14 protein-coding genes are annotated in these 14,938 nt (G+C 68.5%); 4 read left to right on the top strand and 10 right to left on the bottom strand.

What is annotated here, in order from left to right:
* Nucleotides 1-17 precede the first annotated feature (17 nt).
* The 4 genes from QQK83_RS10350 to QQK83_RS10335 all read right to left on the bottom strand — a co-directional run bounded on the left by QQK83_RS10350 (nt 18) and on the right by QQK83_RS10335 (nt 4,970).
* A complete protein-coding gene (locus QQK83_RS10350) occupies nt 18-695 on the bottom strand; it encodes an AAA family ATPase (RefSeq protein ID WP_284263955.1) in 678 nt (225 codons plus the stop codon).
* Nucleotides 695-1,789: an AI-2E family transporter gene (locus tag QQK83_RS10345; protein WP_284263953.1), complete on the bottom strand. Its 1,095-nt coding sequence runs from the start codon at nt 1,787-1,789 to the stop codon at nt 695-697. The genes QQK83_RS10350 and QQK83_RS10345 overlap by 1 nt, the downstream gene beginning before the upstream one ends.
* A 159-nt stretch (nt 1,790-1,948) precedes the next feature.
* On the bottom strand, nt 1,949-4,081 hold the full coding sequence (scpA, locus tag QQK83_RS10340; protein WP_284263952.1) for a methylmalonyl-CoA mutase: 2,133 nt from the start codon (nt 4,079-4,081) through the stop codon (nt 1,949-1,951).
* Entirely contained in the window at nt 4,044-4,970 is a 927-nt protein-coding gene (locus QQK83_RS10335) for a hypothetical protein (RefSeq protein ID WP_284263951.1), read from the bottom strand. The genes scpA and QQK83_RS10335 overlap by 38 nt, the downstream gene beginning before the upstream one ends.
* A gap of 172 nt (nt 4,971-5,142) precedes the next feature.
* On the opposite strand from QQK83_RS10335, the gene QQK83_RS10330 reads away from it, so the two are divergent.
* Complete coding sequence (locus QQK83_RS10330) at nt 5,143-5,649, top strand: DUF4174 domain-containing protein (RefSeq protein ID WP_284263950.1); 507 nt, start codon at nt 5,143-5,145, stop codon at nt 5,647-5,649.
* Nucleotides 5,650-5,694: 45 nt separating this feature from the next.
* Here QQK83_RS10330 and QQK83_RS10325 read toward each other — a convergent pair whose 3' ends face one another.
* The 6 genes from QQK83_RS10325 to QQK83_RS10300 all read right to left on the bottom strand — a co-directional run bounded on the left by QQK83_RS10325 (nt 5,695) and on the right by QQK83_RS10300 (nt 11,414).
* Entirely contained in the window at nt 5,695-7,740 is a 2,046-nt protein-coding gene (locus QQK83_RS10325; RefSeq protein ID WP_284263949.1) for an acetyl-CoA carboxylase biotin carboxylase subunit, read from the bottom strand.
* Between the two features lie 135 nt (nt 7,741-7,875).
* Nucleotides 7,876-8,088 carry a hypothetical protein gene (locus tag QQK83_RS10320; protein ID WP_284263947.1) on the bottom strand — a complete coding sequence of 71 codons (213 nt, stop codon included), beginning with the start codon at nt 8,086-8,088 and terminating at the stop codon, nt 7,876-7,878.
* A gap of 298 nt (nt 8,089-8,386) precedes the next feature.
* Nucleotides 8,387-8,761, bottom strand: coding sequence for a hypothetical protein (locus QQK83_RS10315; RefSeq protein ID WP_284263945.1), 375 nt, complete (start codon nt 8,759-8,761; stop codon nt 8,387-8,389).
* Between the two features lie 211 nt (nt 8,762-8,972).
* Nucleotides 8,973-9,410, bottom strand: a complete 438-nt coding sequence (locus QQK83_RS10310; protein WP_284263944.1) for a DUF6497 family protein — start codon at nt 9,408-9,410, stop codon at nt 8,973-8,975.
* The gene (locus tag QQK83_RS10305) at nt 9,407-9,817 is read right to left on the bottom strand and encodes a RidA family protein (RefSeq protein WP_284263942.1); all 411 of its coding nucleotides are present in this window, start codon (nt 9,815-9,817) and stop codon (nt 9,407-9,409) included. Before QQK83_RS10305 ends, QQK83_RS10310 begins: the two co-directional genes overlap by 4 nt.
* Nucleotides 9,818-9,881: 64 nt before the next feature.
* Entirely contained in the window at nt 9,882-11,414 is a 1,533-nt protein-coding gene (locus tag QQK83_RS10300) for an acyl-CoA carboxylase subunit beta (protein ID WP_284263940.1), read from the bottom strand.
* A gap of 247 nt (nt 11,415-11,661) precedes the next feature.
* Between QQK83_RS10300 and QQK83_RS10295 the strand changes: the two genes are divergently transcribed.
* The 3 genes from QQK83_RS10295 (at nt 11,662) to QQK83_RS10285 (ending at nt 14,870) form a co-directional block, all read left to right on the top strand.
* The gene (locus QQK83_RS10295; protein ID WP_284263938.1) at nt 11,662-12,876 is read left to right on the top strand and encodes a multidrug effflux MFS transporter; all 1,215 of its coding nucleotides are present in this window, start codon (nt 11,662-11,664) and stop codon (nt 12,874-12,876) included.
* A gap of 62 nt (nt 12,877-12,938) precedes the next feature.
* On the top strand, nt 12,939-14,333 hold the full coding sequence (locus tag QQK83_RS10290) for a helix-turn-helix domain-containing protein (RefSeq protein ID WP_284263936.1): 1,395 nt from the start codon (nt 12,939-12,941) through the stop codon (nt 14,331-14,333).
* 78 nt (nt 14,334-14,411) lie between these two features.
* Nucleotides 14,412-14,870: a CoxG family protein gene (locus tag QQK83_RS10285; protein ID WP_284263934.1), complete on the top strand. Its 459-nt coding sequence runs from the start codon at nt 14,412-14,414 to the stop codon at nt 14,868-14,870.
* Nucleotides 14,871-14,938: the final 68 nt, after the last annotated feature.

Raw genomic sequence — 14,938 nt, 5'->3', positions numbered from 1 at the left:
GAGGGGGGCGGAGTGTCTCAGCCGGCAAGCCGGGTGAGAACCGCCTTGGCGTGTTTCGTGCCCGGCTTCTGCTTGGCGGCAAGCGCCTCGGCATCCAGCGCGGCGACGAAGCGTTGCGCATGGGCCAGCGAGCGGTCGATGCGCGGCAGCACGAAGGACAACAGCGCGGGCGTCAGCGCCAGTTGCCGGTCGGCGGCAAGCTTGACCAGAACAGCTGTCAGAAGCATGTCGTCGGGCGCATCCAGCGACAGCATCCCCGCCTGGTCCATGCGGCTCTGCAGATCGGGCAGGCCCAGCTCCCAGCGCCGCGCAGGCCCCCGCGCCGTCAGCAACAGCGGCGTGCCGCGGTGCGCCGCGGCGTTGTGCAGGTGAAACAGCGCCTCTTCCGCCGGGCCGTTGCCCGCGATGCGGTCGGCATCCTCGACGACCAGCGCGGGCGCTTCGGCCATCTCGGCGGGATCGCGGCCCGCCACGGCCGCTGCATCGACGATCCGCGCGCCCGCCTGCGCGGCGAAGACATGGGCGAGATGCGTCTTGCCCGAGCCTTCGGGCCCGGTCAGCAGCATCTTGGCCCCCGGCCAGCCCTGCCAGCCGTCGATGCCCGCCACGGCGGCGGCGTTGGCCGCGGAGACGAAGAAATCGTCGCGGCCCATCGCGGCGCGAAAGGGCAGGTCGAGCACGAGCTGGCGGGCCATCACCCGGCCTCGTCGTCCGGCTCGTCGTCCGGGCCTGCGCGCCCCTCGATCCCGCGATAGAGAAGCCCGCCCTTGTATTGTCCGATCACGAAGCGCACCAGCACGCCGATGGCCGCCGCCACCGGCACGGCGACCAGCATGCCGACGAAGCCGAAGACCGTGCCGAAGGCCGAAAGCGCAAAGATCAGCCAGACCGGATGCAACCCGACGGAACTGCCCACCAGTTTCGGCGTCAGGATGTTGCCCTCGACCATCTGGCCCACCTGGAAGATCGCGGCGACCGCGATGATCAGCCACCAGTCGCCCCAGAACTGGAACAGCGCCAGCCCCACCGACAGCGCGCCGCCCACCAGCGCGCCCACATAGGGGATGAAGGTCAGAAGCCCCGCGACCAGCCCCACGACAAGGCCGAACTGCAACCCCACCACCATCAGCGCAACGGCGTAGAACGTGCCGAGGATCAGGCAGACCGTGCCTTGACCGCGCACGAAACTGGCCAGCGTCCGGTCGATCTCTCCTGCAAGGAACCGGATCGTCGGCGCATGGTCGCGCGGCAGAAGCTCGTCGATGCGGGCGACCATGCGGTCCCAGTCGAGCAGCATGTAGAAGGCGACGACCGGCACCACGACAAGGAACACCAGGAGGTTCACGACCCCCGCCGCGCTGCTGAGGAGTTGCTGCAGCAACTCGCCGCCGCGGGCCTGGATCGTCTCGCCGATGGCGGCGAGCGACTGGCGGATCGGCGAGGTCTCGTCGATCACCTCGGGGAAACGGTCGGTCAGCCAGGCGCGCAGCTGGTTGAACAGGTCCGGCGCGGCCTGGATCAGGTCGTTGGTCTGCTGGACCAGCGTGGGGATGATCACGAGCAGCGACAGGATGACGACGGCCAGGAGGATCACGAAGATCACGACCGTGGACATGACCCGGCTGAGGCCGAAGCGCTCCAACCGGTCCGCGACCGGGTCGAGGAAATAGGCGATGGCCCCACCCACGAGGAAGGGCAGGATCACCTGCCCCAGCGCCCACAGGAGGAAAAAGAACACCGCCGCGGCGATGCCCCAGTAGGTCACTTGCTGTCGAACGGGCAGGGCCATGGCTACGCAACTCCTTGGCCCCTAGATGCGTCACCTTGCGCGGCCCGGCAAGGGGGCCGCGCATCGCTGTGTCACGGGGCGGCGGAAACCGCTCGGTTTCCGGCTTTGGAAAACTGCAGTTTTCCATGCCGAAAAACTGCAGTTTTTCGCGCCCCGCCGTCAGGCCGCGCGGGCCGCGCGGATCAGCTCGAGGATGTCGCGCGCCGCCGCCGGGATGTTGGTGCCCGGCCCGAAGATCGCCTTGACGCCCGCGGATTTCAGGAACTCGTAATCCTGGTGCGGGATCACGCCGCCGCAGATCACGATGATGTCGCCCGCGCCCTCCGCCTTCAGCGCCTCGATCAGCTTGGGTGCCAGCGTCTTGTGCCCCGCCGCCTGGCTCGAGATGCCGATCACATGCACGTCATTGTCGATGGCATCCTGCGCCGCTTCCTCGGGCGTCTGGAACAGCGGGCCCACGTCCACGTCGAAGCCGATGTCGGCGAAGGCCGTGGCGATCACCTTGGCACCGCGGTCATGGCCGTCCTGGCCCATCTTGACCACCAGCATCCGGGGGCGGCGCCCCTCTTCCTCGGCGAAGCTTTCCACGTCGCGCTGGATCTGGGCAAAGCCCTCGTCCCCGTCATAGGCCGCGCCGTAGACGCCCGCGAGGGTCTTCACCTCGGCCCTGTGACGGCCGAACACCTTTTCCATCGCCATGCTGATTTCCCCCACGCTCGCGCGCGCCCGGGCGGCCTCAACCGCCGCCTCGAGCAGGTTGCCGCCCTCTGTCGCCCGCCGTTCCAGCTCGCCCAGCGCCGCGTCGCAAGCGGCCTGGTCGCGGGTGGCGCGGATGTGCTCCAGCCGGGCGACCTGCGCCTCGCGGACCTTGTCGTTGTCGATCTCGAGGATGTCGATCGGGTCTTCCTTGTCCTTGCGATACTTGTTGACCCCGACGATCACCTCTTCGCCGCGGTCGATCATCGCCTGGCGGCGCGCGGCCGATTCCTCGATGCGCAGCTTGGGCATGCCGGAGGCCACCGCCTTGGTCATGCCGCCCATCTCCTCGACCTCCTCGATCAGCGCCCAGGCCTTTTCGATCAGGTCATTGGTCAGCGCCTCGACGTAGTAGGAGCCCGCCAGCGGATCGACGACCTTGGTCACGCCGGTCTCTTCCTGCAGGATCAGCTGGGTGTTGCGCGCGATCCGCGCGCTGAACTCGGTCGGCAGCGCGATGGCCTCGTCCAGCGCGTTGGTGTGCAGCGATTGCGTGCCGCCCAGCACCGCCGACATCGCCTCGTAGGCGGTGCGGATGACGTTGTTGTAGGGGTCCTGTTCCTGCAGCGACACGCCCGAGGTCTGGCAATGGGTGCGCAGCATCTTGGAACGGTCCGATTTCGCGCCGAACTCGGTCATGATCCGGTGCCACAACGTGCGCGCGGCGCGCAGCTTGGCCGCCTCCATGAAGAAATTCATGCCGATGGCAAAGAAGAACGACAGCCGTCCGGCGAACTTGTCCACGTCCATGCCCGCGTCGATGGCCGCGCGCACGTATTCGCGCCCGTCGGCCAGCGTGTAGGCCAGCTCCTGCACCAGGTTCGCACCCGCCTCCTGCATGTGGTAGCCGGAGATGGAAATACTGTTGAATTTCGGCATGTTGTCGGAGGTGTAGCCGATGATGTCCGAGATGATCCGCATCGATGGCTCGGGCGGGTAGATGTAGGTGTTGCGGACCATGAACTCCTTGAGGATGTCGTTCTGGATCGTTCCAGACAACACCGCCCTGTCGTGCCCCTGTTCCTCGCCCGTGACGATGAAGTTGGCCAGGATCGGGATCACCGCGCCGTTCATCGTCATCGAGACGCTGACCTGGTCGAGCGGGATGCCGTCGAACAGGATCTTCATGTCCTCGACGCTGTCGATGGCGACGCCGGCCTTGCCCACGTCGCCGATCACGCGGGGGTGGTCGCTGTCGTAGCCGCGGTGGGTGGCGAGGTCGAAGGCGACGCTGACGCCCTGCTGACCGGCGGCCAGCGCCTTGCGGTAGAAATTGTTGCTCTCCTCGGCGGTCGAGAACCCGGCATATTGCCGGATCGTCCACGGGCGCCCCGCATACATCGTCGCCTTCACCCCGCGGGTGAAGGGGCCAAAGCCCGGCAGGCTGCCCATGTGGTCCAGCCCCTCGGTATCCTCGGCGGTGTAGAGCGGCTTGACGCGGATGCCCTCCAGCGTCTCCCAGGTCAGGCTGTCGGCCGCGCGTCCGCGCAACTCCTTCTCAGCCAGACTGCGCCATTCGGCCATCTTCTCCGTCATCGGATCGTCCTCTTCCTTGTCCTGTCGGGCGCAGGGTTCGGGCCCCGGCCTCGTCGAGATACTCCGCAAGCCCCCCGGCCCCGGCGGCGAGCCAGGCGAGGTCTTCGGCATATTGGCCGCGCAGCGCGCGGCGTTGGTCGGCATCGAAGGGCATGAAGCGCCCGCCCGCACCGCGCAGCAGGGCGGGATCGGCCCCGATGTCCGCCAGGTATCCGCGCAGCTCCGCCAGCGGCGGCGTGGCGTTGTGCAGCTCCCGCGCACCGGTCAGCGCGATGTCCCGCCCGGTCAGCCGCGCGACCAGCGCGTCGGGCCGGCCTGCCATCGCCTCATGGGTCCAGACGGTGACCCGCGCGCCCGGAACGGCGGCGGCCAGCTCAGCGATGACATGCCGCCAGCGGCGCGGCTGGGTCACCAGCCGGTCGCAAAGCGCGGGCCGGGGCAACGGGCCGCCGCGCATCATCCGCCAGCCCAGCACCGAGGCCCAATAGGCATCGGGACAACGGATCGACAGCCCGATGGTCACCCGATGCCCCGCAAAGCCCGCGGCGAACCCCGCCACCCGCGCCCCCGCATCGGGATAGAGCGCGCAGCCCTGCAGGTTGCGGCGCATGCTGCCCAGCATGTTCTCTTCGCTGACGAACAGCAGCCCGGCCCCGCGCGCCGCTTCCATCTCGACCTGCAGCGCGATGCGCAGCGCGGGGCGGCCGGCGCGGCGGGGCGGCAGCGCGGGCCCGGCCCCGTAGAGCCCGTCGAACAGCCCCCCGCGGCAGCGCCGCGGCCCCCAGTAGGCCACGCCCGAGCGCCCCAGCGCCCCGCCGCTCTGGCCCAGCATGCGCTGCAAGCTGGTCGTGGCGGTGCGATGCGCGCCGGTGTGAAGCAGGATATCCATGCCGCGACCTCTCTCCGTCCCGTGCCGGGGACCGGGAGTTGTCTTCGCAGCCAGCGGTGAAGAACCGGTGAAGACACGGGGCGCGACACGGCCCCGCCTGCCGCAACGGCGCGCGGCATTTCCCTTCGCTTTCGCCGGGGGCGTGCCTATATGCGCAAGGAACGGAGGACCCATGCGACCGACCCACCTCGCCCTGATCGCCGTGCTGGCCATGACCGGCGCGGCGCCCGCCCAAGACACCGACCCGACCGCCGCCGACAGCGTCGCCATGGCCGCAGCCGCCGACAGCGCGCAGACCGAGCCGGTCGAAGCCATAGGCCCGCTCGCGCCGCGCGACGCGGCCGATGTCGCGCTCGAGGATTTCATCTGGGTCGCGCGCCCCGTGATCGTCTTCGCCGACAGCCCCAACGACCCGCGCTTCATCGAACAGATGCAGCTGCTGGCCGCCCGCCCCGACCCGCTGCTGGAGCGCGATGTCGTCATCATCACCGACACCGACCCCTCGGCGCGCTCCGGCCCGCGGATCGCGTTGCGCCCGCGCGGCTTCTCGCTGGTGGTGCTGCAGAAGGACGGCAGCGTCGGCTTCCGCCGCCCCAGCCCCCGCGACGTGCGCGAGATCGTGCGCGGCATCGACAACTTCCAGTTCCGGCAGGAGGAACTGCGCAGCGGGGGGCAGTGACCCCCCGCCCGTCTGTCGATATGCGGCGCGCGGCAGATCACGGTGTCACTCGAACTCCATGATCACTTCGTCCACGGCCAGGCTGTCGCCGGGGCCCGCGTTGATCCTGGTCACGATGCCCTTGCGCTCGGCGCGCAGGATGTTCTCCATCTTCATCGCCTCGACCGTGCAGAGCGCCTGGCCCTCCTGCACCTCGTCGCCTTCGGCCACGTCGATCTTCACGATCAGGCCCGGCATCGGGCAGAGCAGCAGCTTCGAGGTGTCGGGCGGCAGCTTTTCGGGCATCAGCCGCGCAAGCTCGGCCTGGCGGGGGCTGCGGACATGCACCTTCAGATCCGCGCCGCGGGTGCGGATGCGGAAGCCGCCGGGCAGTTTGCCGACCTTCAGCACGAGCGGCGCGCCCTCGACCGTCAGCTGCGCCAGCTGGTCGCCCGGCGTCCAGTCCGAGGCGACGCGCATCGCGTGCCCGTCCTCGAAACTCACGGTCGAGCCGTCATGGTCGGCGGCGATGCTCACCGGGAACTCTTCCCCCTGCAGCGTCACAACCCAATCCGCGCCCACGCGGCGCTCGTGGTTGTCCATCCGCCCCGACACGCGAGTGCGCCGGATCTCGGCCACGCGGTGCATCGCCGCCGCCGCCGCCGCCACGCGGCGCAGCGCGTCCGCGCCCAGCGTCGCGCCCTCGAAGCCTTCGGGGTATTCCTCGGCGATGAAGGCGGTGGTGATGTTGCCCGACACGAAGCGGTCATGGTCCATCACGGCCGACAGGAAGGGCAGGTTGTGGCCGATCCCCTCGACCTCGAAACTGTCCAGCGCCACGCGCATCGCCTCGATCGAGCCCGCGCGGTCGGGGGCCCAGGTGCAGAGCTTGGCGATCATCGGGTCGTAATACATGCTGATCTCGCCGCCCTCGAAGACGCCGGTGTCGTTGCGCACCGCCGTCTCGCCCGAGGGGGCCTCGCCCTGCCACTTGCCGGTTTGCAGCAGCGGACCGGCGGCCACCTCCTGCGGGGGGCGGTAGCGCGTCAGCCGCCCGATCGAGGGCAGGAAGTTGCGATAGGGGTCTTCGGCGTAAAGCCGGCTTTCCATCGCCCAGCCCGTCAGCTTGATGTCGTCCTGCGCGAAGGGCAGCGTTTCGCCCGCGGCCACGCGGATCATCTGCTCGACCAGGTCGACGCCGGTGATCAGCTCGGTCACCGGGTGTTCCACCTGGAGCCGGGTGTTCATCTCGAGGAAGTAGAAGTTGCGCTCGCCGTCCACGATGAACTCGACCGTGCCCGCGCTGGTGTAGCCCACCGCTTGCGCCAGCGCGCAGGCCTGCTCGCCCATGGCCTTGCGAGTCGCCTCGTCGAGGAAGGGCGAGGGCGCCTCTTCGATGACCTTCTGGTTGCGGCGCTGGATCGAGCATTCCCGCTCGCCCAGGTAGACGCAATTGCCATGCGCGTCCGCGAGCACCTGGATCTCGATGTGCCGCGGCTGGGTGACGAATTTCTCGATGAAGATGCGGTCATCCCCGAACGAGGATTTCGCCTCGTTCTTCGAGGCCTGGAAGCCCTCGCGCGTCTCGGCGTCGGTCCAGGCGATGCGCATCCCCTTGCCGCCGCCGCCCGCGCTGGCCTTGATCATCACCGGGTAGCCGATCTCGTTCGAGATCCTCACCGCCTCCTCGGCATCCTCGATCAGCCCCATGTAGCCGGGCACGGTCGACACGCCCGCCTCCTGCGCGATCTTCTTCGAGGTGATCTTGTCGCCCATCGCCTCGATCGCATTCGCGGGCGGGCCGACAAAGGCGACACCCGCCTCCTCGAGGGCTTGCGCGAATTTCATGTTCTCCGACAGGAAACCGTAGCCCGGATGCACCGCCTCGGCGCCCGTGTCCTTGATCGCCTGCATGATCTTGTCGATCACGATGTAGCTTTCCGACGCGGGCGGCGCGCCGATATGCACCGCCTCGTCCGCCATGCGCACATGCAGCGCGTTGCGGTCGGCATCCGAATAGACCGCGACCGTGGCGATGCCCATCTTGCGTGCGGTCTTGATGACCCGGCAGGCGATCTCGCCGCGGTTGGCGATCAAAAGCTTCTTGAACATGGGCAGGCGTCCCTTCCTTGCGGGGCTCGGGCCCCGTTCTGGTGCAAAACGAAAAAGGCCACCGGGGGCGTGCTGCCCCGGTGGCCCCGTGATCGGATGAAGCGGCCCGCGCCGCGCGCGCGGCCGGTCAGGCGGTCAGCGGCAGAGCCTGACGTCGTCGCACAGCGCGCCACCGGCCGCGCCGATGAGCAGGCCGGTGCCGACATTGCCGTCAAGCGCGGCGGCCGTGACGCCCCCCGCGACCGCGCCAAGCCCGGCGCGCTCGAGGTCGCTTGCGACACAGCCCGACAGCGCGATGGCCGCGGCGAAAAGGGTTGCGGTAAAGGTGGTGCGGTGAATGGCGCGCATTTTGCGTCTGCTCCTGTTGTGATGCCTCGTGCCTCACAGGATACACGCAAATTCCGACGCGCAACAGCCAGCCCGCCACGGGCGGCCCCATCGGCGGAAAAAAGCGGCCGGCACAGCAAGCTGGCCGACCGCGTCGAAGGGGAAGGGTAACACGTCTTGTCGTGACCGGCCGTTGAAATGCTGGGGACAATGACCGGCACCCCAACCATGCCACGGATTTCCCGCGGCGAAAGGGCCATGGCCGCAAAGACGGCACGGTGCGCGCGAAACCGCGCACCAGCGGGGCGGCTGCGCGAAATCATGCCGACCGCCCTTCCCAGACGCCGGAGCCGTCGAAGGCCTCGGGAAAGGACGCGCGCGCGCGCGCTTCGTCGATGACCAGAAGCGCCTCGTAGCTTTCGGGGTCGAACGGGTCCTCGGCCGCGATCACCTCGCGCCCGAACAGCCAGCTCAACCGCCCGGCATCGAGGTTGCCGCGCTCGAAGGGCTCGGTGCCGAAATAGAGCCACAGCGCCTCCATGAACCCCGCATCGGCCCGCCGGTCCGCGGGGCGGCGGTCGGCGTAGCGGTCGCGCGGGACCAGCCTCGTCGCACCGTCCTTGTTGGCGCGGCGGATGGTGAACTGCAGGTCGCTGCCGGGCAGGCGCGAGGGAAAGCCGCGATGCTTGATCATGCCGCGCGCTCCCGGCCCCGAACCGGGACAGTGACCGGGTCCGCGGACCCGGCCACGCCACGAGGTACAGCTGCACCGGGGCAGCCAAGACCCACGTTAGCTTTTGCCCGCGCGTATCCACAGGCTTTTCCACAGGTCGCCGTCCGTTGTGGCCCGGTTGCATCACCCCGGAAGCCGGATGAATGTCGCCCGGCAACATGTTGTATGTGCATCAGAACAGCTCCCAAATGCAGGTTGGGCCCTCAAGCCGGTAGCTTTCGAAATACCGACGGATCTCGGGGGTGGCGATGCCGCGCTCGACGGGGGCCTCCATCATCTCGACGACCACCCATCCGGGTGTCGCGGCCTCGGCCTGCGCGACCGGAACACCCCATGTCAGACAGGCCCAGTCCATGTCCCCGCGCAGCTCCGCTCCGCTCAACCCATCGCCGGCGATCTGCGGGGCGAGCAGGCGCACGACGACCTGCAACTCGCCCGAATGCGGGTTCTCCTCGATCATCAGGTCCTGCACCTGCACGCTCTGGCCCGAGGGGGCCGCCAGCGTGCCCATGGGCCAGTCGCCCTGCAGCCCCTCGCCCGCCACGGCAGGCGCAGCCAAGGCCCCGCACAGCGGCAGGCACAGCAGGGAAAACAGGGCGGCGCGGATCACGGGGTCACCCCCTCCGGCCTGCGGGCGATGCAGTCGATCTCGACCAGCGCACCCACGGCCAGCGCGGTGACGCCCACGGTGGTGCGCGCAGGCCGCCGGTCGGGCGGAAAGAAGGACTGGTAGGTCTCGTTGAAGGCGGCGTAGTCGCGCTCGAACTCGGTCAGGTAGGCGCGCATCTGCACGACATGGCTCAGGTCGAGGCCGACGCCCTGCAGCACGATCTCGAGGTTGCGCATCACCGCCCGCGTCTGCGCCTCCACCCCCGCGGGCAGGGGCGCGTCGGGGGCCGCCGGATCGGTCGGCATCTGCCCGGTCAGGATCACCCAGCCATCCACCTCGACCGCGTGGGAAAAGGGGGCGACCGGCCGCGGGCCGCCGGTGATCATGTGAAAGAGGGGCTCGGTCATGGTCTACCTCTCAGGATGGGCACCACCGCCCACCGCGCCGGTGTCATGGGCAGGTTGCCCGGCCTCACAGCGGAATGTTGTCGTGCTTCTTCCACGGCATCTGCTTGCGCTTGGTGCGCAGCTGCGCGAAGGCCTTGCACACCCGCCGCCGGGTCGAGCGCGGCTGGATCACCTCGTCGATGAAGCCGCGTTCCGCCGCCACGAAGGGGTTGGCGAAGCGGTCCTCGTATTCCTTGGTGTGCGCCGCGGTCTTCTCGGCATCGCCCAGGTCGCCGCGATGGATGATCTCGGTCGCGCCCTTGGCCCCCATCACCGCGATCTCCGAGGTCGGCCAGGCATAGTTGATGTCCCCGCGCAGGTGCTTGGAGGACATCACCACGTAAGCCCCGCCATAGGCCTTGCGGGTGATGACCGTGACCTTCGGCACCGTCGCCTCGCCATAGGCGAAGAGGAGCTTGGCACCATGCTTGATGACGCCGTTGTATTCCTGCCCCGTGCCGGGCAGGAAACCGGGAACGTCCACGAAGGTCAGCAGCGGGATCTCGAAACAGTCGCAGAACCGCACGAAGCGCGCGGCCTTGCGGGCGCTGTCGATGTCGAGCACCCCCGCCAGAACCATCGGCTGATTGGCCACCACGCCCACGGTCTGCCCCTCGAGCCGGATGAAACCGGTGATGATGTTCTTGGCGAAATCCTCCTGGATCTCGTAGAAATCCCCCTCGTCGGCGACCTTGGTGATCAACTCCTTCATGTCATAGGGCATGTTGGGGTTGTCGGGCACCAGCGTGTCGAGGCTGTCCTCGACCCGGTCGGGGCTGTCGTAGAAGGGGCGGACGGGCGGCTTCTCGCGGTTGGAGAGCGGCAGGAAATCGACCAGCCGCCGCACCTCCGACAGCGCCTCCACGTCATTCTCGAAGGCGCCGTCGGCGACGCTCGACTTGCGGGTATGCGTCGTCGCGCCGCCCAGTTCCTCGGCGGTCACCTGCTCGTTGGTGACGGTCTTCACCACGTCGGGGCCGGTCACGAACATGTACGAGCTGTCCTTCACCATGAAGATGAAGTCGGTCATCGCCGGCGAATAGACCGCGCCGCCCGCGCAGGGGCCCATGATCATGGAGATCTGGGGGACCACGCCCGAAGCCTCGATGTTGCGCTGGAACACCTCGCCATAGGCCGCAAGGCTCGACACGCCTTCCTGGATGCGCGCCCCGCCCGAGTCGTTGATGCCGATCACCGGCGCACCGTTCTGGATCGCCATGTCCATGATCTTGCAGATCTTGGCGGCATGGGTCTCCGACACCGACCCGCCCAGCACGGTGAAATCCTGGCTGAAGACATAGACCATCCGGCCGTTGATCGTGCCCCAGCCTGTGACCACGCCATCGCCGCGCGGCTTGCTGGCCGCCATGCCGAAATCGGTGCAACGGTGGGTGACGAACATGTCGTATTCTTCAAAGGACCCCTCGTCGAGCAACAGGTCGATCCGCTCGCGCGCGGTCAGCTTGCCCTTGGCGTGCTGCGCGTCGATCCGCTTCTGACCGCCACCCAACCGCGCCTCTTCGCGGCGGTGTTCGAGCTGCTGCAGGATGTCCTTCATCTGTCGTCCCTTCCGACTGGTCTTGTCCCCCGAGTTGCCCCTGCATAGCGCAGGGGCCGGGCGAGTGTCGCGGACACTATGGACGCAGGGACGCCCGCGCGAGTCGGAATGCGCATATTTGCAAAACACTTTGCCGGCTGGTTTCAGTTTTTGCAAAAAAGCAAATCACCCGCACCCTGCGCCACCACACAGGCCCCCTGCACCGGCGCGATGGACAATCGCGGCGCGCTGGCCTAATTCCGTTGCCATGGCAACAATCGATCCGGTGCGCTTCCTCGACCGCGCCACTCCGCCCCACATCTTCACCCTGATCGTCCTGACGGGCCTCGGCGCGCTGTCGATGAACATCTTCCTGCCGTCCCTGCCGCAGATGACCGAGTTCTTCGACACCGACTACCGGCTGATGCAGCTCTCGGTGGCGCTCTATCTCGCCGTCAACGCGGGGCTTCAGGTCGTGATCGGCCCGATCTCGGACCGCTTCGGCCGCAGGCCCGTCCTGCTGACCGGGATCGCGGTCTTCCTGCTGGCGACGCTGGGCTGCCTCATGGCCCCCACGATCGAGGTCTTCCTGTTTTTCCGCATGTTGCAGGCGGTGATCGTCGTGGGCCTTGTCCTCGGCCGCGCGGTGGTGCGCGACATGTATCCCGCCGACCAGGCCGCAAGCCAGATCGGCTACGTCACCATGGGCATGGCCGTGGTGCCGATGATCGGCCCGGCCATCGGCGGAGTGCTGGACCAGGCCTTCGGCTGGCAGGCGAATTTCTGGCTCCTCCTCGGCCTCGGCGTGCTGGTCCTGCTGCTGACCTGGCGCGACCTGGGCGAGACGGCGCGCACCACCTCGAGCAGTTTCGCCGCGCAGCTGCGCGAATACCCCGAGCTTCTGACCTCGCGCCGCTTCTGGGGCTATTGCATGGCCGCGGCCTTCGCCTCGGGGGCGTTCTTCGCCTATCTCGGCGGCGCGCCCTACGTGGGCTCCGAGGTCTTCGGCCTCTCGCCCGCGCTGGTCGGCTTCTACTTCGGCGCGCCCGCGCTGGGGTATTTCTTCGGAAACTGGATCTCGGGGCGCTTCTCGGTCCGGCTGGGGATCAACGCGATGATCCTCTGGGGCACGGTGATCTCGGCGGCTGGGCTGATCGCGTCGCTGCTGCTGTTCCTCATCGGCCTCAAGACCGCGCTGGTCTTCTTCGGCTTCATGACCTTCGTGGGCTTGGGCAACGGCATGGTGCTGCCCAACGCGACCTCGGGGATGCTCTCGGTGCGGCCGCATCTTGCGGGCACGGCCTCCGGCCTTGGCGGTGCGATCATGATCGGCGGCGGCGCGGCGCTTTCGGCGCTGGCGGGCGCACTGCTGACCGGGGGCAACGGGGCCTATCCGCTGATCTGGATCATGCTCGTGACCTCGCTTCTCGCCGTGGCCTCGATCCTCTACACCATCCGCCGGGAACGCCAGGTCGGCGGCTGACCCTTGCGCGAGGCTTTGCAAAGCGGCACAACCGCGTTGCAAACCCCGCCGCCGGAGGTGCCATGTCCGCCCGCAAACTCTATGCCGGGGCCAAGCTGCGCGAGATCCGCACGCGGCTGGGTCTGACGCAAAAGGATTTCGCCCAGAAACTCGCCGTCTCCCTGCCCTACCTGAACCAGATGGAGAACAACAACCGCCCGGTCTCGACCGCGGTCGTTCTCGGCCTGGCGCAGGAGTTCGGCATCGACGTGACCGAGCTGCGCGCGGGCGATGCCGAGCGTCTCGTCTCCGACATGCGCGAGGCCTTCGCCGACCCCGTCTTCGCCGAGGCCGCGCCACCGCTCACCGACCTGCGGCTGGCGGCCTCGAACGCGCCCGCTCTGGCGCGCGCCTTTCTCGACCTGCACCGCGCCTATCGCCAGACCCACGAACGCCTCGCCTCGCTCGACGAAGCACTGGGGCAGGACCGTCACGCCGCCCCCTCGCCGTGGGAGGAGGTGCGCGATTTCTTCCATTATTGCGACAATTACATCGACGCCGTCGACCGCGCCGCCGAGCGTTTCGCCTCCAAGGCCGAGGGCGACCTTGCCGCCCATACCGAGGCCGTGCTGGCGGGCATGGGCGTCACCCTCCGGCACGAAGCGGGGCAGGGCGTGCGCGCCTATGATCCGGCCACGCGCGTTCTGACCCTCAGCCCCCGCGCCGCGCCGGAAACGCAACGCTTCCAACTGCTGCATCAATACGCCCTGCTGGGGCAGGCGCAGCTGATCGAGGCGACACTCGACCTTGCCCGCTTCCAGTCCGACACCAGCCGCGAGATCGCGCGGATCGGCATGGCGAATTACTTCGCCGGTGCGGTCCTGATGCCCTACACCCGCTTCGCCGAGGCCGCGCGCGAAACGCGCCACGACCTCGAGCGGCTCTCGATCCAGTTCGGCGCCTCGATCGAGCAGGTGGCTCACCGGCTGTCCACGCTTCAGCGCCCCGGCGCCAAGGGCATCCCCTTCTTCTTCGCCCGCGTTGACCAGGCGGGCACCGTCACGAAACGCCACTCGGCCACCCGGCTGCAATTCGCCCGCTTCGGCGGGGCCTGCCCGCTGTGGAACGTCCACCAGGCCTTCGAGACGCCCACCCGCTTCCTGCGGCAACTGGCCGAGACGCCGGACGGGGTGCGCTACGTGATCCTGGCGCGCGACGTGTCGAAATCGGGCGGGGCCTGGGGCACGCCGACGCGGCGCTTCGCCATTTCGCTGGGCTGCGAGGTGAAACACGCGCGCGACCTTGTCTATGCCGACGGTCTCGACCTCGACCGCGACGCGGCGTTCCAGCCGATCGGCATCTCCTGCCGGATCTGCGAGCGCGAGACCTGCCACCAGCGCGCGGTGCCGCCGCTCGAACGCCGCCTGACGGTCGACCCCAACCGCCGCGGCACGCTGCCCTACGAGATCGGGCGTTGATCGGGCGTTGATAGGACGTTGACGGGCCCACGCGCCCCGCCCTACTCCTGATCCGACGGACAGGGAGGACGAACCGCCATGGAAATGCACGCCACGCGCACCATCGCCGCCGACCGGATGACGGTCTGGCAGGCTCTGAACGATGCGGAGGTGCTGAAAGCCTGCATCCCCGGTTGCGAAGAGCTGACCGGCTCGCCCGAGGAAGGCTTCAGCGCCGTGGTCAAGCAGAAGGTCGGGCCGGTCAAGGCGACCTTCAAGGGCGAGGTGACGCTCTCGGATATCGTCGAGGGGACAAGCTACACCATCTCGGGCGAGGGCAAGGGCGGCGTCGCGGGCTTCGCCAAGGGCGGCGCGCAGGTCCGGCTCTCGGATGCCGAGGGCGGCGGCACCGAGCTGCAGTACGATGTCGAGGCCAAGGTCGGCGGCAAGCTGGCACAGCTGGGCTCGCGGCTGGTGGACAGTTTCGCCACCAAGATGGCCGACCAGTTCTTCGAGCGGTTCCAGGCCCATGTGGAGGGCAACAGCGCCGAGGCCTGAGCCCGCGCGCAGGCGCGCGCGTCCTGCGAATTTTCGTACGAAAATTCGCCCCCCCCCCGCGCCATTCG

This window comes from Roseicyclus amphidinii (assembly GCF_030163755.1).
GTDB lineage: Bacteria > Pseudomonadota > Alphaproteobacteria > Rhodobacterales > Rhodobacteraceae > Roseicyclus > Roseicyclus amphidinii.
Note: the sequence above shows the minus strand (reverse complement) of the source record. Positions and strands in the feature narration are given on the sequence as shown.

What these genes read in the sequence shown, in the direction of transcription:
- QQK83_RS10350 (WP_284263955.1), bottom strand. Translation starts at nt 695, where the DNA reads ATGGCCCGCCAGCTCGTGCTCGACCTGCCCTTTCGCGCCGCGATGGGC.
- QQK83_RS10345 (WP_284263953.1), bottom strand. Translation starts at nt 1,789, where the DNA reads ATGGCCCTGCCCGTTCGACAGCAAGTGACCTACTGGGGCATCGCCGCG.
- scpA (WP_284263952.1), bottom strand. Translation starts at nt 4,081, where the DNA reads ATGACGGAGAAGATGGCCGAATGGCGCAGTCTGGCTGAGAAGGAGTTG.
- QQK83_RS10335 (WP_284263951.1), bottom strand. Translation starts at nt 4,970, where the DNA reads ATGGATATCCTGCTTCACACCGGCGCGCATCGCACCGCCACGACCAGC.
- QQK83_RS10330 (WP_284263950.1), top strand. Translation starts at nt 5,143, where the DNA reads ATGCGACCGACCCACCTCGCCCTGATCGCCGTGCTGGCCATGACCGGC.
- QQK83_RS10325 (WP_284263949.1), bottom strand. Translation starts at nt 7,740, where the DNA reads ATGTTCAAGAAGCTTTTGATCGCCAACCGCGGCGAGATCGCCTGCCGG.
- QQK83_RS10320 (WP_284263947.1), bottom strand. Translation starts at nt 8,088, where the DNA reads ATGCGCGCCATTCACCGCACCACCTTTACCGCAACCCTTTTCGCCGCG.
- QQK83_RS10315 (WP_284263945.1), bottom strand. Translation starts at nt 8,761, where the DNA reads ATGATCAAGCATCGCGGCTTTCCCTCGCGCCTGCCCGGCAGCGACCTG.
- QQK83_RS10305 (WP_284263942.1), bottom strand. Translation starts at nt 9,817, where the DNA reads ATGACCGAGCCCCTCTTTCACATGATCACCGGCGGCCCGCGGCCGGTC.
- QQK83_RS10300 (WP_284263940.1), bottom strand. Translation starts at nt 11,414, where the DNA reads ATGAAGGACATCCTGCAGCAGCTCGAACACCGCCGCGAAGAGGCGCGG.
- QQK83_RS10295 (WP_284263938.1), top strand. Translation starts at nt 11,662, where the DNA reads ATGGCAACAATCGATCCGGTGCGCTTCCTCGACCGCGCCACTCCGCCC.
- QQK83_RS10290 (WP_284263936.1), top strand. Translation starts at nt 12,939, where the DNA reads ATGTCCGCCCGCAAACTCTATGCCGGGGCCAAGCTGCGCGAGATCCGC.
- QQK83_RS10285 (WP_284263934.1), top strand. Translation starts at nt 14,412, where the DNA reads ATGGAAATGCACGCCACGCGCACCATCGCCGCCGACCGGATGACGGTC.